The following is a 21,482-nucleotide window of genomic DNA, read 5'->3' on the forward strand; positions in this document are numbered from 1 at the left end:
CGACTTTTGGTAATCCCGCCTCAACCAGGGCTTTCGTGAGAGCTTGGAAGGGGTTTTCTCCGGGACGAATTGGTGACACTATCGACCATTTATCGGTATTTTCCTGTTTCAACTGGGGAATTAATCCCGCTTTCACCAAACTCGATTTACCCGAACCGGAAGCACCTAAGACCACAGTTAAGGAATGAGTCTTGACAAAATCCTGTAACTTTTCTACTAGTAATGTTCTCCCAAAAAATAGTTGACTGTGTTCCTCTTCAAAGGAGTTTAAACCCCGATAGGGATTTTTCGACTCATCTAATGGTGGTGCGGGGGGTAAATTAAGTTCATGTCCTGGAGACAGAAAGATATACTCCCCTTTATCGTGCTTGTCTAAACACCAAATACCAGGGGTTTGGCGCACACGGCATTTTTCTGTGGGAATTTCGACTCGATCCCGTAAATATAAATATAATTTTGTGGCTGTAATTACCCCATCTCCAGCGGGTTTGCCATTGGTGGCAGGAGGATAGATATCTCCTGCCCCTTCTAGGGCTTCTAATAATGCACTAGCAAAAGGGGAATGATTGCCGATTTGACCGCGTTCGCTATCTAAATTAAAGTTATCTAAAGCTTTTTGATCCGAAGCTGAGGAAGTAATGATTTGCCAGGCCGGGTCAGTAATAAAACGGTCATAACGCTCTTGGTGAATTACTTCTGGCGATGTGAGTAAATCCCTGGTACTTGACCATTTAAAAGCACCAGCAAAACAGCAGTCTAGGATACCTAAGAAATGACGACAGGGTAATTGATGGAAAGCATCATGTAACTTGGTCATAGGCAGATAACTATTAGTATCCCGCAGTTTGGCATCTTGAGGAATTAGGTAACCAGCTGGGCCATCATCCCCATTGAGAGCAACTCCATGACCAGCGAAGTAAAATAATAAGCGGTCATTTTCAGTGACTTGTTCGGGTAGGGTTTGGTCTAAAAATTTGTTGAAGTTAGAGAGAGTCGCTACTTCGTCTAAGCATTCCCAGACTTGATAACCATGCTTCTCGCGGAGAATTTCTATTAGTTTTTTGGCATCGTTTACGGCGGTGTTCAGGGGGGAAATGCCGTTTTGGTAGTTGTTGATGCCGATGATAAAGGCGAGATTGCGGGAGAACATATAGCGGTTTGCAATTTTATTAAGTACACAATTATGGTTTTTTATCGAACAGGAATTCATCCTTATTAAGGGGCGTTGCTGAATTAAGGAATGAATGCGCGATCATCTGGTGCATGTTAAAGCCCCCGTTGGTCCCCCAACTTTGGGGGACGCAAGAGAGTTTTGTTCCCCCCAAAATTGGGGGGTTAGGGGGGCAAAACCATACCCATAATCAGCAACGCCTATTAAGGGAGGCAGGGAATATAGCAGTTGGCATTCAAACTATTTTTGGCAAGAATGAAACAGCCCTGCCTCCTGAGGGTTAGGGGTGGGTACCCATTTATGTTTTTGCCAGAAGGAAATCGCCCTGCCCTTAATAAGGGGGACTTTTGAATCTAATTCTACCCTTTGTTAAGGAAACCGACACCCTGTAAAATACTCTCGTATTTATTACTATTAGCTTACTATGTCTACCGAAACTAATTCCCAGACTCAGAACACTACAGGTGCTGATGCGGTTGATGATGCGATCACAAAGGGAATTGATTTAGATGGCTCGCCAATCCCCAAAGCTAAACTAGACCTTTACAACCAAGTGATGGGGTTGGAAGCTCAACGGCAACGAAGCGGTGTCAGCAATACCATGAGATCCAGAATTGTGCGGATTGGAGCGAAGCACATCCCTCAAGCAGAACTCAATCAAATGCTGCTCGATGCTGATTTCACCCCTCTTAAAGATAAAGAGATTGCCTTTTACTACGGGGGTAAGTAGGGAGTAGGGAGTAGGGAGTCGGGAGTCGGGAGTCGGGAGTCGGGAGTCGGGAGTCGGGAAATTCGGATCAAAAATTATCACACTTGATTTAGGATCCCTAGAGTATAAATATCAATAGGGTTGGCGAATTGTTACAGCTCTTAGCTAATTCACCAACCCTATTGTAAGTAACATTAAACGTAAGTATTAAGCTATCAGCCCTTCCCTTAGCGGTGGAACAGGCTTTGGCCTTTGGCCACGCTGTGCGAACGACGCTGGGAGGTAGCCATTAGCTGATAGCTGATAGCTGATAGCTGATAGCTAATAGCTGATAGCTTACCAGCAAACACCCTAGACTAAGTTAATACTTACCTGTTCCAATACTGTGGAAATCGCTTGAATCAAAACTTGGGAATTCTCTGCCACAGTTGCAGTAATTTCCCTGGTCATCGGTAAGCTATCTACTACGATACCGGTACACAATAACATCATGTAGAGAATTGAGTACTTAAACATAGACCGGGCAAGTTGATTGTCTGTAGGTTCCTGAAGCAGCAACCATGCTTTTTTGATAAAAATACTGCCCAAAAGAATAGCAACTATTCCATAAACCACCCCCGATTCTCCTAAAGGATAGATCAACAATAGGGAAGTGGGGACGACTAATAAGGTGTAATACCAGATTTGACGAACAGTAACCTCTTCACCGGCTACTACCGGTAACATCGGTATCCCAACTTTGGCGTAATCCTCGTGAATCATTAAGGCTAACGCCCAGAAGTGAGGTGGTGTCCACAAGAACACGATGATAAAGAGTAACCAAGGGGCCCAACTCAATTCTCCTGTCACCGCAGCCCAACCCACTAGCGCTGGAATTGCTCCTGCTGCACCACCAATGACGATGTTTTGGGCAGTGTGGCGCTTGAGGATATGAGTGTATATGAGCATATAGAAGATAATGCCAGATAGCGCTAGTAAGGCACTAAGGAGGTTAGCGAAGACTGTTAGTAGCGTAAACGACAGGATTGCTAATGCGATCGCAAACAGCAAAGCATCACGAGGCTGCACTTTCCCAGAGGGAATGGGACGGTGGCGAGTGCGCAACATTTCATAGTCGATATCACGGTCATAGATGCAGTTAAGCACTTGGGCAGATGCTGCGGCCAAAGTACCACCGACCAAGGTAACTAGCAATAATATAGGATCGACTTGTCCATCGGATGCCAACCACATCCCTGCTGCTGTGGTAATTAATAGTAGTGGAATGATTCGAGGCTTTGTTAGTTGATAGTAACTTTGAATAACCTCTCTTATGTTTTCATGTTGACGAGTTAAACTAGTCCCAAGCATTCAATTCACCGAAAATTGTTAGCAAGGGGAGAGCTGGAAGCCCCTGTCGATTCACGCATGGGGAGGAAAGCTCTCCCCTTACATGACAGCAGCGCGACAGCGCATCCTTAGAATACGTAGGCATAGCCATCCCTCCCGTGTATAGTGCTGCAATACTTGTGATTGATTCCAGTGACTCGGCCAGATTTAGTCTGGATGTCGAAGCTACCGGACTTCCGACACAGAACCCGACCTACATGGGTTCCCGCTTTCTTGCCTTTGGGTACAACCGCCCTGACGATATCGCCACTTCTGAAACCGAAATGAACTTGCTGACGAGTACGGTGGCGGTATGGGAAGCCATACTTATCAACACCAGCCATCTGTCGGTTTCCATGTCCTGATGCTGTGATGGTTAAACATTGCTTAGTCTCAAGGGTGAGATGGACAACAACTCCTACACAGGCAGCATCAAGCCAGTGAGTTTTAGGAAGATCTAATCGGCAACGGTTATACTTAGTTTGTCCACCTGTGCCAAACTCAATAGGTAAACCTGTAGCAATCAACTCCTCAGCAATCTTGTTCCGAGTTGAGTTGACCGCTGCCGCATCTAATAACGGTTGCTTAACTTGGCTGAGAATTCGATTGAGTAGGTCAGACTTACCACAGAGGAAGTCTCTGATATCTTGGTTTCCTTTAGCCTGGTTACAGTCATGGCAAGCAAGGGTCAGGTTAGATACTCGGTCAGATCCCCCTTTGGATTTGGGGTGAATATGATCGACTTCCAAACGGGTGTCTGTGGCTTGGCAGTATGCACATTGCCGATTCCATTTCTCTAACAGGTACTCTCTGACTTCATACCCCTGTAGTTCACCCTGGTGGTAGTCAACACCTGAAACTTCAGGGTTGATCATTTTCTGCGTGTCAAATCTAACTCGCTCTAATGAGATTCCTGTAACGGGAACAAACTTGGTTAATCGTCTAACCCAGGTCATCGTAGTCAGAACCCGATGGAGTATCGATGGAGCAAGCCAACCTTCTGGACGAGTACGGTTTAAGAATCTAGGTTGACGATACCGGGTTTTACGGTTTCGCCTTCCTCTCCTCAATTTTCGTCTGTCCTCAAGATCAGCCTTAATTTGCTGCCCTCGGTGATAGAGTTCTGTTCCCCATATAACCTTGTCATCTTGCACCAGGGCAAGCCCAGTTACTTTGGAGCCTGGGTCGATTTTGAGTTGGACTGGTTTGGGGGCATCATCAACTGCTTTGTTGAGGATAATGGTGAATGGATACCGCTTAAATACCGCTGCCTTGCCTGCTTTAAGTAGGCTACGAGCCATCCCAGGTTTGCAAGGGTTGAGCGGTTTTCGGTTGGTATCTAAAACTAGAACGTAGTTTGTAGACATGGTTTCGTCTCTTCTACTTGCGTGTTACTTTTGCCTCGACAAGGTTAGATAGGTTTGTCCTGTTTCAGACACTTCCTTAATCCCTCTACAGATGTTTAATCTGAAACCTCAGAGCCTAGAGCTGGCAAGCACCCTAGGGTGCGATAGCCTATCTAACGTAGCCAGTCGAACTGGCTTAGTCTGGTCAACTACAGGATCTCTTGCCCGTCGATTGATCGGTGGGGTGGAATCCCAGTCGGGATTGTTGACGTAAGGCGAAGACTGTAAACCCTACCAGTACTCCTAATAATGCTGCTCCCACTGCTTGATGGCAGATAGTTAGTAGTTCCACTTGTAGCCTTAACCGGAAGGTAGCAACACCGAGGAGTATCTGTAAAACTACCAAGCTAGCAGCGAGATTAGCTAACTTTCGCAGTACTGGATGTAGGGCTGGTGTCCGGGATGCTATCACCACGACGGCGAGAGTTGCTACGGTCGCTGGCACCACACCAGCAATATGGCTATTCATCACGCTACACAGCTGAGATCCGCCAAAACACTGATGCACTGCCCAGCGGGAAGCGACTAATCCACCTATTAGACTTTGTAGATAAACAAAAATCACTGCGGTTAAGCTCAGCCAAGGTAACTTCCCAACTGAACCTGTCAGTTGATAGGGGGTCAGCAGTGTACCAATCACGATTAGAGTTGAGAAAAATAGCAGTGCTGTTCCTAGATGAGCAGTGACGATATCAAACCTGAGCAGTTCTGTAACCGTCAGTCCCCCCAGGACTCCTTGGAAAATAATTAGCCCTAGAGCAAATGTTGATATCCAGGGCAGCCAGTTGGGTAAATCCCGCCGATGCCACCACGATAAGCTAGCGAGAGCGATCGCACTAATACCAATCAAGGATGCATCAAGGCGGTGAAACCACTCTAAAAATACTTGCAAATTCATCTGCTGGCTTGGCACGAGCTGACCATAGCATAAGGGCCAGTCTGGGCAAGCCAGACCAGCATTCATCACCCTGGTGGCACTGCCTACTGCCATCAACAGCAGGGTAGCGATCGCAATTTTCCACACCAAGCTCCGAATCCTGGCCTGAGGCTGGCTAAGGTTGTTGGAGGTTACATCATTCTGATTCTGATCAAGAGCCGATTGAGCTATAGCCATCTGCAATAGGAAAATGCAAACTAAGTTAATCAAATCCTGAGTAGTGGCTCATTTTCGTTGGTAGAAGATTGCCAATCTCAAGGATCATCTCTATTCCTATACCACTGTAACCAGCCTTTTCCTTAATTTCTGAAGCTTTAGAGATTTTTCAGATTGCTACTCCCCTGCCCTAAAGGGTCATAGTTACTTGGACTCCATGATTTACTATTGATTTACTTTTTTATATTTTTTTTAGCTATGTTAAGTTTTATTGAATAAAATCTTAAGTTTTCTGAAAATTTTTCAGGTGCTGGGCTAGTGATCCTAAAAAAAAGTCTAAAAATCTCAAGGTTTGACCCAATCAATTGTTTAACTGCTTTACCTTAGTTAATAGAGCGAGCTTGGCTAGCTCTATATCCTCTACTCACACCCATCAGAAGGTCTCTAATGTGGGAATTATGGGGGGGAGTAGCTCACCAGAAGGCTGATTTTCCTCAAAAATATAGCCATGGCCTGACATTCTAGGACACTAAATCGGTTCGTGCCTCGCCTGCCTTGATAATCCCTGTTACTTTTGTTGATATAAGTATTCAACCCTAATCTCGTGAACATTCCAAGCCAAATTTCAACCCTTATTGCTGGCATTTTCATAACCCTGATTAGTCTCTGGTACGGTCAGAATCATGGACTTATGCCAGTAGCCGCCTCCTCAGAAGCCGGTGATGTAGATGGTCTGTTCAACCTGATGATGACCATTTCCACTGGTCTATTTCTCCTCATCCAAGGGGCACTTATCCTAATAGTCATCAAATTTCGTAGACAAAAAAATGACCAAACCGATGGGCCATCGACCCATGGCAACATCCCCCTAGAGATGCTTTGGACCGCAATCCCTACGGTGATTGTTTTTGTCCTAGCTGTCTATAGCTTTGAGGTCTACAACGCTATGGGAGGCTTGGATCCGATGGCTTCTCATGACCACCATCACCAAGAGATTGCCCACAATCATCAGATGTCACCATCTGGGCAAGAGGGGAATGAAAATCTGATTGCCATGGTTCCAGGTCAAGGCACAGTTGCCCTAGGTATTGGAGCGCCTCCAGGACAAGAAGGTCAAGGTGAACCCCTAGAGGTTAATGTCGCTGGTATGCAGTATGCCTGGATTTTCACCTACCCGAAAACCGGTGTTATGTCTGGGGAAATGCATGTCCCAGTTGGACAACCGGTTAAGCTGAATATCGAAGCTAACGATGTGATCCACGCCTTCTGGTTGCCAGAGTTTCGGATTAAGCAAGATGCTATCCCAGGTCGGATTAGTCAACTAGGATTTACAGCAACTAAAGTGGGTGATTACCCGATCATCTGTGCTGAACTCTGCGGGTCCTACCATGGAGGAATGAAAACCCGGTTAATCGTTGAAACACCGGAAGAGTATCAAGCCTGGGTTAAGGAAAATCAATTTGCTAGTGCAGACACCATGGAAAAAGCGGTGGCTGTTAATCCTACTACCATGTCAGAGGGTGAGTTCTTGGCTCCCTATGCCTCTGAAATGGGTATTGATTCCCAAACTCTCCAACACCTAGACCACTCTCACCATCATCCTGCAATTATCAAATAAGTTCATCACTTAGAAGTTAGAAGTTAGAAGTTAGAAGTTAGAAGTTAGAATAAAGAGTTTAGAATTCAGAAGTTAGAAGTTAGAATTAGTTCAGTCTAAAGTCTACAGTCTTAATTATCCATTCTTAATTCTTAATTCTTAATTCTTAATTTTTAATTTTTAATTCTCTTGATTAACTCTTGCCTCTTGCCTCTTGCCTTTTGCCTCTTGCCTCTTGCCTCTTGCCTATCCTTTTAGTTAATCACACCTCCACTATCCCATGACGACGCAAGTAGAAAAACCGGAATCTGTCAAAGATGCTGGTCATGTTGAAGAACATGAGCGGCGTTGGCAAGATTACTTTACCTTCAATACCGACCATAAAGTGATTGGGATTCAATACCTGGTCACTTCATTTGTGTTCTATTTCATCGGTGGCGCATTAGCTGGATTAATTCGCACAGAGTTGGCCACCCCAGACCCGGATTTATTGAGCCCTTTAACCTACAACCGAGTGTTCACCATGCACGGAACAATTATGTTGTTCCTATGGATTATTCCGGCTGGTGCTGCTTTTGCTAACTATCTGATTCCCTTGATGATTGGGGCAAAGGATATGGCATTCCCCAAGCTAAATGCGGTGGCATTCTGGATGAATGCTGTGGGGGGTTTGCTGTTAATGAGTAGTTTTTTCGTAGGTGCTCCCGAAGCCGGTTGGACCTCTTACCCCCCTTTGAGCTTGATTAGTTCTCAGGTGGGTGAAGAAATTTGGATTCTGAGCATCCTGGTGATCGGGACTTCCTCAGTGCTAGGGGCGCTTAACTTCTTCACCACTATTGTGAAGATGCGCACACCTACCATGACTATTCATGATATGCCTCTATTTTGCTGGGCAATGTTAGGAACCTCAATCCTAGTTTTGATTGGTACTCCAGTCCTAGCAGCAGCATTAATTTTCCTGTCCTTTGATTTAATTGCTGGCACCAATTTCTTTAACCCGGCTGGGGGAGGAGACCCAATTGTTTACCAGCACATGTTCTGGTTTTACTCCCACCCGGCGGTGTACATCATGGTGCTACCGTTCTTTGGAGTAATCTCGGAAATCCTACCGGTACATGCCCGTAAGCCGGTTTTTGGCTATCGTGCGATCGCATACTCCAGTATGTTGATTTGTTTCCTAGGATTAATTGTCTGGGCGCACCATATGTTCACTAGTGGCACTCCTGGTTGGTTGCGGATGTTCTTTATGGCTGCCACCATGCTAATTGCTGTGCCCACAGGGATTAAGGTGTTTAGCTGGGTGGCAACGATTTGGGGCGGAAAAATTAGCTTAAATAGTGCCATGCTCTTTGGTATGGGCTTTATCTCGGCATTTTTGATTGGGGGTCTTAGCGGTGTAATGCTCGCTTCCGTTCCCTTTGATGTCCATGTTCATGACACTTATTTCATTGTCGCTCACTTCCACTACGTTCTATTTGGTGGTAGTGTGCTCGGCTTATTTGGCGCAGTTTATCACTGGTTCCCCAAAATGACCGGGCGAATGGTCAACGAAACCTTAGGACGCATTCACTTTGTGTTGACCTTCATTGGTCTAAACATGACCTTTTTGCCGATGCATGAGCTAGGTCTATTGGGTATGAACCGTCGGGTTGCTATGTATGACCCCCAGTTTCAAAGCCTCAACATGATCTGCACCATTGGCTCCTATCTTCTAGCGGTTTCTACCATACCCTTTGTAATTAATATCATCTGGAGTGTGAACCGTGGCCCGATTGCTGGTCGCAATCCTTGGAGAGCTCTGACATTAGAGTGGCAAACTACATCTCCTCCTGCTATTGAGAACTTTGACGAGGAACCAATTTTGTGGTCCGGTCCTTACGAATACGGTATTGACACTTATAGTGTTGACACCGATAAACAGGTCGAGGAGTTGCTGGTTGAAGTTAAAGGAGATGTTGGGTAAGTGTGGGTTGAAGGTTGTTCGCGTAGCGTGGCCAAAGGCCAAGGTTTGTTTTGGTTGAAGGTTGTTTAGTTAGAAGGTTGAAGGTTGTTTTGCCACGCTACGCGAACAACCTGTTAACCTTCAACCTGTTAACCTTCAACCTGTTAACCTTCAACCTGTTAACCTTCAACCTGTTAACCTTCAACCTGTTAACCTTCAACCTGTTAACCTTCAACCTGTTAACCTTCAACCTGCTAACTTACTCTAAAGGAATTTATGCAAGGCTCAACGATAGATCCGTCTAAAACTAGCCTCAACTATCATCATGAGGTTGAGGCAGCAGAGGTACATCACGAGGAGCATCCGGATTTTCGGATGTTTGGTTTGGTGGTGTTTCTAGCTGCTGATAGTATGACCTTCTTGGGAATGTTTGCCGCTTTTTTAATTTATAAAGCGACCATGCCAGCTTGGCCTCCAGAGGGTACAGAATTAGAATTATTGGTGCCAACAATTAACACCATCATCCTGATTACTAGTAGTTTCGTCATGCACCGGGGCCAGAGTGCTATTAAGAAGAATGATGTCTCTGGTTTGCGACTCTGGTTTGGAATCACTGCTCTGATGGGTGCGATGTTCTTAGGAGGACAAGTCTATGAGTACACCCATGTAGACTTTGGTCTGACTACTAACTTATTTACCAGTTCTTTCTTTGCCTTAACTGGTTTCCATGGTCTTCATGTTAGTTGTGGACTCGGGTTAATTATGTTAGTATTATTGAGATCGCTAAATTCAAAGCACTACTCCAGTGAAGAGCATTTTGGTGTAGAAGCTGCAGAACTCTACTGGCACTTCGTTGATGTGGTGTGGATTGTTCTGTTTGTAATCGTGTATTTGATTAATTAGTTTTCGCCACAGTTTGGTTAACAAAGTTTTGATGCACTAGCCTCCGATTGGGGGTTTTTTTTTGAAGGTTTAAGGTTCAAGGTTGAATGTTGAAGTAGGGTGTGTTAGGGGCGGACTTGTCGTTATTTTTCGCCTCGTCGCCAGGGTTGGGATAGTCCGCCCCGTAACGCACCAGCTTTGGGCTCCCACTCATTTTCCGCTTCGTCGCCAGGGTTGGGATAGTCCGTCCGGAAATTGTTGTAACGGGCAAGATGCCCGTTCCACCAAGATGACCGTTCCACCAAGATGCCCGTTCCACCAAGATGCCCGTTCCACCAAGATGCCTGTTGATGGATGGTGGTAGCGCTAATCCAAACAGCACAGGTGAATTTAACCCGTTGGATTCCTTACCATTTTAATCAATCACTTAGGATTTCTATAGTAGGGAAGGATGTCATCTTGTTTAGGAAAATTTCTATATAAAAAAACCATGATAACGGCAAAGGATATAGCTGCTATAACTGCTTTTTGACCTAATAATGGTTCCATTGAAGCTTGATAATCGTTTATCGAAATTAATTCACCGTTTGATATACTATAGTATTGTACAATCATAGAAATTGTCACAATAGTATTGTAAAGACTATGACAAATGATTGGTACTATTAATTTGCCAGTTTTAAAGTAGAGAACACAATATATAGTTCCTAAAATGAACAATGGTACAATATCGAATCGCAAATGGCAAATAGCGAATAATAATGATGAGGTTAGTATTCCAGCTTTAATACCCCATTTTATTGCCCACTTCTGCAATATTATACCACGAAAAATAAGCTCTTCAAATAACGGAGCAAAAACAATCGTCGAAAAGCTAAAAAAAAGTATCCCGATAGTATTTGTAAATTCTGATTTATTAATTATTTTTTCAAAAATAGAATCTGGAACAATTAAAGAAAGATAATATAAATTCAACGAATGACAGTTCCAAGCAAATATATAGTTAAAAAATACTATAACTAAAATTAGTTTTAGATTACTGATTTTTGGTTTGAAAATGCCAAATTTATCAAAATTAAATCCAAATTTTTGGAGATGTTTAAATAAAAAAAATCCGGTTAAACACTCTAATATTAGAATAAATACCATGTCAAAATTGGCATTTTCGAAAATCCCAAAGCAATTCCAATTCACCAATAAAAACAATACAATATCTATACTAATAAATAGTATTAATAATATGACCGCTAATAAAACTGGAAAAGCTATAAACCAATATAAGCAAAATTCAGTAATATTAAGCTTATTGAAGGGGAAATTTATTGAGTTTTTACCCAATGAGTTTTCTGAATAAAAATTAGTTCTCTTGTCGGGCAAAAGTAATAGGACTGATAATCCCAAAATACTTAATAATCCGAACCATCCCCACTTACTTGCATATCCCTTGTCGTAACTATATAGACGGCATCCTTTGAGAAGAGGTATATATCCATATCCTATTGTGAATATAGTTAAAGAAATTAAAAATCTAGGAAATGGTAATGAAAAACCTTCACAAATCAATAAAGTTAATACACAAATTAATAACGGAATAAACTGGAAAGCTAATCCACAAATAATGAGATCGAAAGATGCATTTTTGGAATTAGTATTATTGATTTTCATTGCCTAAATAGGGAATAAAATATTATTGTTAACGTGAATTCGACGAACTCTACAACACTGAAATAAAGACGCTCGAATAGCTGTGAAGCAATTAGATTTCAGCCACCTATGACGAGAATTGTATAGTGAGAGGAGATCACACGCATTTTCCGTGAGGTAGAGATTTTTGCTAATTTTTTCAGCACTATTGGCAAAAATCGTAGTATTACTTGAATCTAATTCCTCCGATATGAGTACCACAACTAGTTTTGTAATTTGCTGCTTCTCAAAGCATTTCATCCCAATGGCATAGAGAGGATTGACAAAAACAGAGGGAGTGGGCAAGCTTGAAAGCAGAAACCACTTATCTGAGGGGGCGACATGCGCCCTAAAAAGCTGACTATATAAGGCTTTGAAGCCAATGAGCTATGGCTTGATACAGTCGGAAATTGACCCTCGATTCATATTATGGAAGCTCAAACCCTTATAACTATGTCCAAGGTCGTGCCCAAAACAGCATGTATATTTTAGGTGCGACCCGTGGCGAATTTAATTCGCCAAGTAAGAGCGCACCTGAAGTAACTTATGGACTGAAATTATTACCCAGTAAGGATTTCAGCTTGCATGTCGCCCCCCCAGAACCACTTATATAGCGTTTCTCATAGTAATTAGATACACAAGATTTTTTCCCGATTCCCGATTCCCGACTCCCGATTCCCGACTCCCGACTCCCGACTCCCGATTCCCGATTCCCGATTCCCGATTCCCTTGACTAAATGATTACCCGTATTCAAAGATTCCTAACAACTCCTTGTAACAAACGATGGACTCCTCAAGTTATCTTTTGGTTTAGCCTCAGCCTAACCTTTACCGTAGTGTATAGTCTGCTAGCACTACGGGAAGCGTTCAGCGGTGAGTATATTGTCCAAGATGATGCTCGACAACATATATTTTGGATGATGCGATTTCTTGATCCAGAGCTGTTTCCTAAAGACTTAATTGCTGATTACTTTCAAACGGTTGCTCCAGCTGGCTACACTACAGTTTATCGAGTGATAGCAGCATTGGGTGTTAATCCATTGCTATTTAACAAACTCTTACCGGTAGTGTTGAATTTGGTTAGCGCTAGCTATTGCTTTTGGGTATGTCTGGAATTGTTCCCAGTACCAGCAGCTGCCTTTAGTGCTACCCTGTTGCTGTCTCAAGCGTTGGGAATGACTGATACGGTGGTGTCTGGAACACCGAAGGCGTTTGTCTATCCCCTATTGTTGGGGTTTATGTATTACCTAGTGCGGGGGTCATTGTGGTTTTGTTTGGGTGCGATCGCACTCCAAGGTCTATTCTATCCCCAGTTAGTCTTTATCTCTTCCGGTACCTTAGTTTTACGACTATTTGAATGGCGCAATGGTAAGTTAGGCTTATCCCAACAGCGACGTTGGTTGTGTCTGGCGGGATTGATAGTAGCTTTTTTGGTGATGCTGCCCTATGCTCTGAAAACCAATGAGTTTGGTCCAGTGATTTCTGTCGCTGAAGCCAGACAGTTACCAGAGTTTTTTCCAGGGGGGCGATCGCGTTTTTTTTATGACGATGATCCTGCTAAGTTTTGGTTAAAAGGCAGAAGCGGAATTCGTCTGACTTCGATTCTTACTCCAGCTACAAATGCAGCGGGATTTTTACTGCTGCTCTTGCCCTTATTTCCCAATAAATTTCCGTTAGTAAAGCAGATCAGTAAAGAAATTACCCTTTTGCTCCAGATGGTGATAGCGTCTCTCGGGATGTTTGTTGCTGCTCATGTTTTGCTATTTAAATTACATCTTCCTAGTCGCTATACTCAACATAGTCTGAGAGTGATCATGGTGCTAAGTGCTGGCATAGTTTTTATCATTCTGATTGATAGCGTATTTAAGTGGGCAACCCAGCCTAGTCAAAGCGGGTTTTCTGGGATTTTTTCTATACCTAACGTTTTGGCGATAGCAACTACTACGATAATTGCAGCAGCCTTACTATTATATCCTAGTTTTGTGGATGATTTTCCCATTACTGCGTATAAAGTCGGGGATACTCCATCCTTGTATAACTTTTTTCAACAACAACCGAAAGATAGCTTAATTGCTTCTCTGTCTCCAGAGATGAATAATATCCCCACCTTTGCTCAGCGTTCGGTTTTAGTAGCCAGTGAATATGCTATTCCTTACCACGTCGGATATTATTATAAATTTCGACAACGAACTCTAGATTTAATTGATGCCCAATATAGTGCTAATCTCTCCGTTGTTAAGGAATTTATTAAAACCTATGATATTGATTTTTGGGTATTAAACCCAATCGAGTTAAAGGCTGATGCTATTAAAGATCGCAAATGGTTGAAGCAGTATCAGCCAGCCGCTAATCATGCTATTCAACAACTTGAACAAGGGATAAAACCTGCTTTGGAACAAGTGATGGCATCCTGTTCGGTGTTTGAAACTAAGGGATTGGTGGTTTTGGAGGCGAAATGTATTGTTAGGGAGTAGGGAGTAGGGAGTAGGGAGTAGGGAGTAGGGAGTAGGGAGTAGGCAAGAGGCAAGAGGCAAAAGGCAAAAGGCAAGATGGAAACAATATTGTTTCCATCGGCTATTTTAAAAATGCTATATTACTTGATTAAATCACTGTCCCATAAATTGAATTAATAGCTAATCGTTACAATTTCCAATATAAAAAATTTTTTTTTTGAAATCTGTCAATAAATAAAAAAAATATTGACAAGTTTGTCGTAATTAGTAATCATAAATATCTCTAATTTTTCGATATAATTATCGGATAAAAAGCCGCGCTTGAGACCATCATTACAAGAGCGCGGCTTATTCCCCAAGTACATTGGAGCTAATTCCATGATGCCAAATAAACGCTCAAATGATCATGCTATCTATCTAAAATGTCGCGATAGCGTTACAATTTAAATTTTGTTTGTATCTTGTCTACCCAGGTGATTAGATTTTGATAAATTCATGCTAACATAGATTTATGTTGACACTTAATTACGAGTACAAGCTAGTCCCAACAAAGAAACAGACTGCAATCATTGAAGATATGTTGGCGGTCTGTAGAAAGGTATGGAATTACGCCTTAAGAGAGCGAAAAGACTGGCACGAAAGTAAGCGATGTTCGATTAATTACTGTTCGTTACAAAAAGAATATATAATTTCTGCAAATGAACCCTATCCTAGTTATCACTTACAAGCTGCTAATTTAACTAAAGCCAAAAAGACCAATCCTGAACTGAAAAGAACAAATGCTCAAGTTTTACAACAAGTTTTGAAGACTTTAGATCTAGCATTTAGAAATATGAAAGAACAGGAATATGGTTTTCCTCGGTTCAAAAATCTATACCGAATGCGGTCGTTTGTTTTTCCTCAATTTAAAACAAATCCAATAAATAATGAGTGGATTAAACTGCCTCAAATTGGATTAGTTAAACTGAGATTATCACGACCAATTCCAGATGGTTTTAAGATAAAGCAAGTTAGAATAGTTAGACGAGCTAGTGGTTATTTTGCAATGCTGTCTTTACAAAGTGAAGTCAGTGTTCCTGATACTCCACCACGGGGTCATCCGCTTGGGATTGATGTTGGGTTAGATAAGTTTTTAGCAACTTCTGATAATCAACTAATAGAGCGACCTAGATTTTTAAGCGAGATGCACGGTAAGCTGAAATTGCTACAACGCAGATTGAAGCTAAAGAAAAAAGGTTCCAAAAATAAACATAAACTAAATTGTAAAATAGCAAGACTTCATCAGAAAATATCAGATACCCGAAAAGATTTTCACTGTCTTGATGCAGTCGCTCATGGGGGAAACCCCCAAGACCGCGCTGCATCGCTTTAAGTTAGCAAATTATCTTTGTGACCAGGCTGGAATGATATTTGTTGTTGGCGAAGCCTGTCCGAAGGACATGGACTTAGATTTCAGAACTTGGGCAAAAGGAATGTTAGGTAAACATACCCTTGATGCGGGTTTTGGTCAGTTCTTTGATATCTTAGCTTGGGTTTGTTGGAAACGAGGCGTATATTTTGGCAAAGTTGATTACAGATATACTAGTCAAATTTGTCCAAATTGTGGTATAAATACAGGCAAAAAATATTTGTCTGAACGCATACACAAATGTCCTGAATGTCATTACGAAATTAACAGAGATGTTTCAGCTGCTCAAGTGATTTGTCAACGTGGTATCACTGCGGTCGGGCAGATCGTGGGAAAGAAAATTGACTGTGTAGGCGGGCTGTCGGGGGTTGATAACAACCTAGATAAGTGCTTAAGAAGCAGTAAACCCAAATTGTGAGGTTTGGGAATCCCCCGTTATAATCTTTGATTTAACGGGGGAGGATGTCAATACCAGCGATACTTAGATCGCCTGGCACAACTAGCAGGGAAGAAACCTACTCGCTCAAAATCCTATCCTCGTCCCCTAACTGACTTAGACCGAATTCTGATTCAACTGTACAGTAACTGGCAACTGGCCATGACACCAAAGGAATTCATCTCGAAATGGGAGGTCACTCGAGAAGACATGGCATTAATCTGCTCCCGCTCCATCGCAACAGTTAACAGCTGGTTTGCTGGAACTAAGCGCTATAAAGCTCCTGCTGCTGACGTGTTACGACATCTTGCTCTGATGGACTTTTTGTTGGAAAATTTCGATGCTATTCCCAGGGAGTTGTTGGAGCGATTATGTGGAAATAATCTTGAAGGTTATTCGCCCTAGGGATAGTCGTAAACAGGTAGACACCGTGGTGCGTTACGGGCAGCAACCTAACGCTGGCTATCGAGAAAATGAGGGCGAGCCCTTCCCTAACGCACCCTACGTAACTGTCCCGCTTGCGAGGGGATGACAAAATCCCCCCCTTACCAGATTTGATTCGACAAAAGGCTATAGACCATGGACTGGTGGGTAGCCCTGCCTGATAAATTGCTGATCCCATCTGTCAACCAGCGGTTATTGAGAAATTGCAGTATTTCTTATAAGTTATATAATTACTGCTAATTAATGATAGTCAAATTGTTATATTTTTCCATAAAAAAATGCCTTATTTAAGGTAAATGCAATATTGTATCACTAATTATTTATCACTACCCCAGTAGGCATTTGACAATAAGATGGGTTTACCCTGGGATTTGACAAGCTAATATTTATCCCCAGATAAGTGGGGAAAATTGGATTGATACCAAATCCGGTTATTATAGGCTGATTACAAAAAATACCCAAATCTTCTCTGGGCAAGGACTTTGTGTTTTTTTTTAAAATAGACTTGGTAAAGCGGATTTGGTATGAAAGATTAGTTTGATGTTGAATCGATCGCCTGTCAATCTCTAAATGTAAATTTTTATAACAAAATCCCCATTTATGCAACACAGGTAGATCAATACATGATATCTATATAAGTAGGTAATTATTACAAATTTCAAAAAATCCCTTGACAGAATAGGCTTTTTCGAGATAATCTGCATATATCTCGAAGGGCTTAGCATCTCAGATTTTTTAGAGTCATATGGGATATAACTATGGACTCATTCTGATTGGCAGCTCTTGGTAATGCTCCTAATCTGGAAATGGTCGATGTAAGAGGTATTCTTAAAAAGCCAGTGAGTCATACCACTGACTCGTCTACCCTTCTAGAAGGCTACGTCCACACAACCATAGGTGAGACGATCTCCATCACCGGCTCCTGATTATAGGAGCCATTGTCAGGTGCATCTCAAAGATGTAAATCTATAACTCAGGGAAGTGGAGGAGTGTTTTAGCCTTCAATGGTCGTAGTCATTGCAAAGTCTACCACAGTGTATCTGTGCGATTTACTGTGTTTTGCCTCGTTGCCATGTAGGTGGAGTAGTGCCAGATTTTCATACTAGAAAGACTCAGCCAGACTCAGTTTCGCAGGCCGGTTCTGGCTGCTGTCCTTCTAACATAGAGAATTCACACGGCTCTTAGAGAGCCGCTAAATTACTATGCTAACAGATCTCAATACTGATTTCAATGTGGAAGTTAGCCAGGTTGTTGCTACTGAAGCTGTAGCATCAAATATCCCTACACCTTCTGATAATGGCGGGCTACTTATCCCCCTGATCCAAGGTGGAGCAGCAGTGGCCGCAGTCATTGCCTTAACCGTTTACTCAAAAACAATTATCGAAGCGATAACCAAGTTAGTTAAAGAGGCAAAGGAAGATTGATCACTGGATAGCCTAAATTATTGATCAACTTGGGTTATCCTTGTTAATTTCCTTGAATCCCCAGATAGTTGTTTACACTATCTGGGAAATAGTTTTGGTTACTGACACTCAGCAATCAGCAATCAGCAATCAGCAATCAGCAATCAGTTAATGCGCTACGCGCACGCTACGCGAACAGCATTTGAATAAGCGATGCAGCGCGGTCTTGGGGAGGCAGTGCCGCCAAAGGGGGTCTCCCCCATGAGCAACTGCCGTGGTTTCCCCCATGAGCGACTGCATCAAGACAACCGGTAAGCATTGCTTTAATCTGAGTTAAGTCCCAGCGTCGTTCGCACAGCGTGGCCAAACGCGCCCCGCGTGGCCTTTTGGCCAAGGCCAAAGCCTGTGCCACGGCTGACGGCTGAAAGCTGACGGCTGAAAGCTGACCCCTGACCGCTGACCCCTGACCGCTGTCCCTTAAAAATCCCACATCACTGGATTATCATCTAAATGGTCTGTAACCAACCGTCCAATCTGATCAATGTCTTGTAGCTCATCAGCAGACAGCTTAACCTCAACGGCTTGAGCATTTTGAATAGCTTGGTCACTATTTCTCAATCCTGCGATCGCATTAGTTTGTGGCTGAGACATCAACCATGCCAGAGACAACTGAGCCAGGGTACACTGATGACGCTCTGCAATTGGTCGTAGCTGAGCTAATGCTTGCTGTGCTCGTTGATAGTTATCACCGTTGAACAACTTATTTTTGCTGCGATGATCCCCTTCTTCAAACGTGTGCTCTGGACCAAACTTGCCAGTTAATAATCCCTGAGCTAAGGAAGAATAGGCAATAATCGAGATATTGTGCTCTACACAGAAAGGCATAGCATCTTGCTCCACCTGACGCCAAAACAGAGAGTAGGGAGGCTGCAGGCTATCAATTCGTCCGTACTGAGAAGCTTCTGCTAACTGGCTGCGGGAAAAATTGGAGACTCCAATTGCCCGAATTTTGCCTTGCTCTTTCAAGGTATTGAGAGCGCTCATGGTTTCCTCAATTGGCACTACCTCACTTCCAAAGGTGCCAGAAGGCCAGTGAATCTGGTAGAGGTCGATATAATCTGTATTGAGGTTTTTCAAGGAACCCTCACAAGCCTCGATCACCTGGTCATATTTAAGATGATTCGGAAACACTTTGGTAGCATAAACCAGTTGGTCCCTTACCTCTGCTAGAGCCTGACCAACAATTTGTTCCGAGTGACCCTGCCCGTAAATTTCTGCAGTATCAACCGTAGTTATCCCCGCCTCAAATCCTGCTCGCAGCCCTTTAATGGTCTCAGCATCTTCAATGCCTACCCACATAGCTTTACCGGCCTGCCAAGTGCCCATGATAATCGGGGTGATTTTTACCTCCGAAGTGCCTAAGGCTCTGGTTTCCATCCTTAACTCCTTTAACTTTTTCGGCGTTACTTAATACTGGTCTGAACATGATATTACTTGATCCCGATCAACTCCAGTGATATTAGCAACTTGTTCAACATCCATCCCTGATTGCAACAGATTGACTACAATTTGTTTCACTTGTTGCTGGGCTTGTTCTTTTGCTTCCCGTTCCTGTTCTGTATCAGTCAGAAGCCAATTTCCCGAACCATCACACCAGCGTAACCAATTACGAGTTATCCCTGCATACTCTCCCCACCACAATCCCACACCTATGTCTAGTTCTGGAATCCAAATCTGGGGTGGCTCAGCTAAAATTCCTTGCTCTTGGTAACCAGCTCCGATTAATTTGAAAAACCGAATTTGGTTGGTATAGCGACTAAACACGACATAATAAGGTACCCGTAATCGTTGCTCATAGACTTCCCACTTGGAAGGAATAGTTTGATGGGTAGACTCACTGCTACTATTACTCGTTTTATTACTATCGTGTCGTTGAATATTATCACTATTTCCATCAACTATAGATACTTCAGATTCTTGCTCTAGGTTATCCCCCAAATCATCTTTAGCAGTTGTCGGTGACAGCAATTCCACAATTACAAAGGGATTAACTCCCTCTTGCCAAATTACATAGCTAGATCTAATATCAGTGCCTTCGTATAAACGGGGAACTCCTACTACTAAAAACCAATCCGGGCGTTTATACCATTGAGGATGGCGCACATCATAGTAAAGATTTAAATCTGTACCAATAAATACTTCCTCAGAAGGGTAATACTGACAACGAAAGGTACGACTTAATAATTCTGGTTGTAAATCGTGAAATTCGTCTGGCAAACCAGGTTCCTCCGGATTCTCACTCGGCAGATCATACATGGTAGGTAGCGTTTCTTTAGGAGAAGCAGGAGCTTCATTCTGGGGAATGAAGTTTTTAGTCATTTTTTTAAGGAATCGGGAATCGGGAATCGGGAATCGGGAATCGGGAATCGGGAATAGTAAATTTTGCGTAGGGTGCGTTAGGGGTGGGATCTCCCTGATTTTGCGCCTCTTCGCCAGCTTTGAAATAGCCCACCTCGTAACGCACCACTGGGTCAAATAGCAAAAATGAGATGCACCTGTAGGGAATAGGGAATAGTAGGAAATAAATCCGAGTATTTTTTGGTGTTATTATAAATCAGTGGTTAGGTCATTATCTATTTTGAAGAGTTAGCTTATTAGCTAGCAGTTATCACTCAAAATTATTTTGTTTCCTAACCCAAGCTCTAAACGCCCGTAACGTTGCTGTTTCGCCATCGACTAAACTTTGGTTAATAAACCTAGGAATAGCATTCAAAGGCATCCAAGGGAAGGTTGGGCTTTGATTTACTTGATTATAAATTAAAATCGGTTGTTGTAGCACAAAAACGTCTAATTTTTGTCCATTATAACGCCATAAGTCAGGGACACCAATCGCTGCATAAATGGGGCGCTTATCTAAAGAACCACTGGTGATATCGACTTCTAAGACTAAATCAGGGGGTGGGTCATGATCTAAATTAATGCTTTGCTTATGTCTTACCAATGGCTCATTTTGGAGATAGTAACAAGAGTCAGGTTCTGCCCCTTTTAACCGTGTTTCTCGCTTTAGAGTCAAGGAGCCAAAGGTTTTGATAGTTAGATTTAATTCATCAGCGATCGCACCAATCAAGCGTTCAATAAAGCGGTTATTATTTTCATGGGGACCTAAGGGAGTCATAATTTCTAATGTTCCGTCATCGTAAGCCAAGCGAGTGGAGCGATTTTCTCCTAATTCTGTGAGTAATTGCTCAAATATCTGCCAACTGACATTGTTGCAAATTACTCGGTGTTCAGCCAGTTCATAATTTCCTGTGATCATGGGATATGATTACCTCTTTAGGATTACTTTTATTTATAGCAGTGCTCAATTGCTTGAGGGACTTTTGTACTGATTTTTATGGAGTAGGGAGTAGGGAGTAGGGAGTAGGGAGTAGGGAGTAGGGAGTAGGGAGTAGGGAGGAGGGAGTAGGGAGTAGGGAGTAGGTAGTAG

Annotated in this window: 22 protein-coding genes; 10 read left to right on the forward strand and 12 right to left on the reverse strand. The window is 42.8% G+C overall.

The window, feature by feature from the left end; translation table 11 throughout:
* Positions 1–1,150, reverse strand: a 1,150-nt coding sequence (locus F6J99_RS21490) for a caspase family protein (RefSeq protein WP_293115139.1), incomplete at its 3' end; no start/stop codon positions are given.
* Between the two features lie 445 nt (positions 1,151–1,595).
* Between F6J99_RS21490 and F6J99_RS21495 the strand changes: the two genes are divergently transcribed.
* Entirely contained in the window at positions 1,596–1,901 is a 306-nt protein-coding gene (locus tag F6J99_RS21495; RefSeq protein ID WP_293115141.1) for a DUF4090 family protein, read from the forward strand.
* Between the two features lie 330 nt (positions 1,902–2,231).
* On the opposite strand, the gene F6J99_RS21500 is transcribed toward F6J99_RS21495, so the two are convergent.
* The 3 genes from F6J99_RS21500 to F6J99_RS21510 all read right to left on the reverse strand — a co-directional run bounded on the left by F6J99_RS21500 (position 2,232) and on the right by F6J99_RS21510 (position 5,768).
* Positions 2,232–3,230, reverse strand: coding sequence for a heme o synthase (locus F6J99_RS21500; RefSeq protein WP_293115143.1), 999 nt, complete (start codon positions 3,228–3,230; stop codon positions 2,232–2,234).
* A 107-nt stretch (positions 3,231–3,337) separates the two neighbouring features.
* On the reverse strand, positions 3,338–4,615 hold the full coding sequence (gene iscB / locus F6J99_RS21505; protein WP_293057086.1) for an RNA-guided endonuclease IscB: 1,278 nt from the start codon (positions 4,613–4,615) through the stop codon (positions 3,338–3,340).
* Positions 4,616–4,799: 184 nt separating this feature from the next.
* Positions 4,800–5,768, reverse strand: a complete 969-nt coding sequence (locus F6J99_RS21510) for a heme A synthase (protein ID WP_293115145.1) — start codon at positions 5,766–5,768, stop codon at positions 4,800–4,802.
* A gap of 583 nt (positions 5,769–6,351) precedes the next feature.
* Here F6J99_RS21510 and F6J99_RS21515 point away from each other — a divergent pair.
* From F6J99_RS21515 to F6J99_RS21530, 4 genes are all read left to right on the forward strand, one after another.
* Positions 6,352–7,365: a cytochrome c oxidase subunit II gene (locus F6J99_RS21515; protein WP_293115147.1), complete on the forward strand. Its 1,014-nt coding sequence runs from the start codon at positions 6,352–6,354 to the stop codon at positions 7,363–7,365.
* A gap of 259 nt (positions 7,366–7,624) precedes the next feature.
* A complete protein-coding gene (gene ctaD, locus F6J99_RS21520; RefSeq protein ID WP_293115148.1) occupies positions 7,625–9,307 on the forward strand; it encodes a cytochrome c oxidase subunit I in 1,683 nt (560 codons plus the stop codon).
* Between the two features lie 50 nt (positions 9,308–9,357).
* A complete protein-coding gene (locus F6J99_RS21525) occupies positions 9,358–9,591 on the forward strand; it encodes a hypothetical protein (RefSeq protein WP_293115150.1) in 234 nt (77 codons plus the stop codon).
* Entirely contained in the window at positions 9,563–10,189 is a 627-nt protein-coding gene (locus F6J99_RS21530) for a heme-copper oxidase subunit III (protein ID WP_293115152.1), read from the forward strand. Before F6J99_RS21525 ends, F6J99_RS21530 begins: the two co-directional genes overlap by 29 nt.
* 76 nt (positions 10,190–10,265) lie before the next feature.
* Here the strand turns inward: F6J99_RS21530 and F6J99_RS21535 are convergent, their stop codons facing one another.
* The 3 genes from F6J99_RS21535 to F6J99_RS21545 all read right to left on the reverse strand — a co-directional run bounded on the left by F6J99_RS21535 (position 10,266) and on the right by F6J99_RS21545 (position 12,606).
* Positions 10,266–10,550, reverse strand: coding sequence for a hypothetical protein (locus F6J99_RS21535; protein ID WP_293115154.1), 285 nt, complete (start codon positions 10,548–10,550; stop codon positions 10,266–10,268).
* Between the two features lie 41 nt (positions 10,551–10,591).
* Positions 10,592–11,833, reverse strand: a complete 1,242-nt coding sequence (locus F6J99_RS21540; RefSeq protein WP_293115156.1) for a CPBP family intramembrane glutamic endopeptidase — start codon at positions 11,831–11,833, stop codon at positions 10,592–10,594.
* 647 nt (positions 11,834–12,480) lie between these two features.
* On the reverse strand, positions 12,481–12,606 hold the full coding sequence (locus F6J99_RS21545; protein ID WP_293115158.1) for a hypothetical protein: 126 nt from the start codon (positions 12,604–12,606) through the stop codon (positions 12,481–12,483).
* Here F6J99_RS21545 and F6J99_RS21550 point away from each other — a divergent pair.
* From F6J99_RS21550 to F6J99_RS21565, 5 genes are all read left to right on the forward strand, one after another.
* Positions 12,589–14,325: a hypothetical protein gene (locus F6J99_RS21550; RefSeq protein WP_293115160.1), complete on the forward strand. Its 1,737-nt coding sequence runs from the start codon at positions 12,589–12,591 to the stop codon at positions 14,323–14,325. The two genes, F6J99_RS21545 and F6J99_RS21550, sit on opposite strands and share 18 nt — an antisense overlap.
* A 490-nt stretch (positions 14,326–14,815) precedes the next feature.
* Entirely contained in the window at positions 14,816–15,676 is an 861-nt protein-coding gene (locus F6J99_RS21555; RefSeq protein ID WP_365973848.1) for a transposase, read from the forward strand.
* The gene (locus F6J99_RS45665) at positions 15,639–16,130 is read left to right on the forward strand and encodes a transposase (RefSeq protein ID WP_365973850.1); all 492 of its coding nucleotides are present in this window, start codon (positions 15,639–15,641) and stop codon (positions 16,128–16,130) included. The genes F6J99_RS21555 and F6J99_RS45665 overlap by 38 nt, the downstream gene beginning before the upstream one ends.
* Before the next feature lie 180 nt (positions 16,131–16,310).
* Positions 16,311–16,553, forward strand: a complete 243-nt coding sequence (locus F6J99_RS21560) for a helix-turn-helix domain-containing protein (RefSeq protein ID WP_365973852.1) — start codon at positions 16,311–16,313, stop codon at positions 16,551–16,553.
* Between the two features lie 1,241 nt (positions 16,554–17,794).
* Positions 17,795–18,016, forward strand: coding sequence for a hypothetical protein (locus F6J99_RS21565; protein WP_293115162.1), 222 nt, complete (start codon positions 17,795–17,797; stop codon positions 18,014–18,016).
* A gap of 166 nt (positions 18,017–18,182) precedes the next feature.
* Here the strand turns inward: F6J99_RS21565 and F6J99_RS21570 are convergent, their stop codons facing one another.
* The 5 genes from F6J99_RS21570 to F6J99_RS21590 all read right to left on the reverse strand — a co-directional run bounded on the left by F6J99_RS21570 (position 18,183) and on the right by F6J99_RS21590 (position 21,311).
* Entirely contained in the window at positions 18,183–18,485 is a 303-nt protein-coding gene (locus F6J99_RS21570; protein WP_293115164.1) for a hypothetical protein, read from the reverse strand.
* A complete protein-coding gene (locus F6J99_RS21575) occupies positions 18,473–19,432 on the reverse strand; it encodes an aldo/keto reductase (RefSeq protein WP_293115166.1) in 960 nt (319 codons plus the stop codon). Before F6J99_RS21575 ends, F6J99_RS21570 begins: the two co-directional genes overlap by 13 nt.
* A 30-nt stretch (positions 19,433–19,462) precedes the next feature.
* Entirely contained in the window at positions 19,463–20,374 is a 912-nt protein-coding gene (locus F6J99_RS21580) for a Uma2 family endonuclease (RefSeq protein ID WP_293115168.1), read from the reverse strand.
* 4 nt (positions 20,375–20,378) lie between these two features.
* Complete coding sequence (locus tag F6J99_RS21585; protein ID WP_293115170.1) at positions 20,379–20,537, reverse strand: hypothetical protein; 159 nt, start codon at positions 20,535–20,537, stop codon at positions 20,379–20,381.
* A gap of 126 nt (positions 20,538–20,663) precedes the next feature.
* A complete protein-coding gene (locus F6J99_RS21590) occupies positions 20,664–21,311 on the reverse strand; it encodes a Uma2 family endonuclease (RefSeq protein ID WP_293115172.1) in 648 nt (215 codons plus the stop codon).
* Between the last annotated feature and the right edge of the window lie 171 nt (positions 21,312–21,482).

Origin of the sequence: Moorena sp. SIO4G3 (genome assembly GCF_010692305.1) — a bacterium.
Taxonomy (GTDB): Bacteria; Cyanobacteriota; Cyanobacteriia; order Cyanobacteriales; family Coleofasciculaceae; genus Moorena; species Moorena producens_A.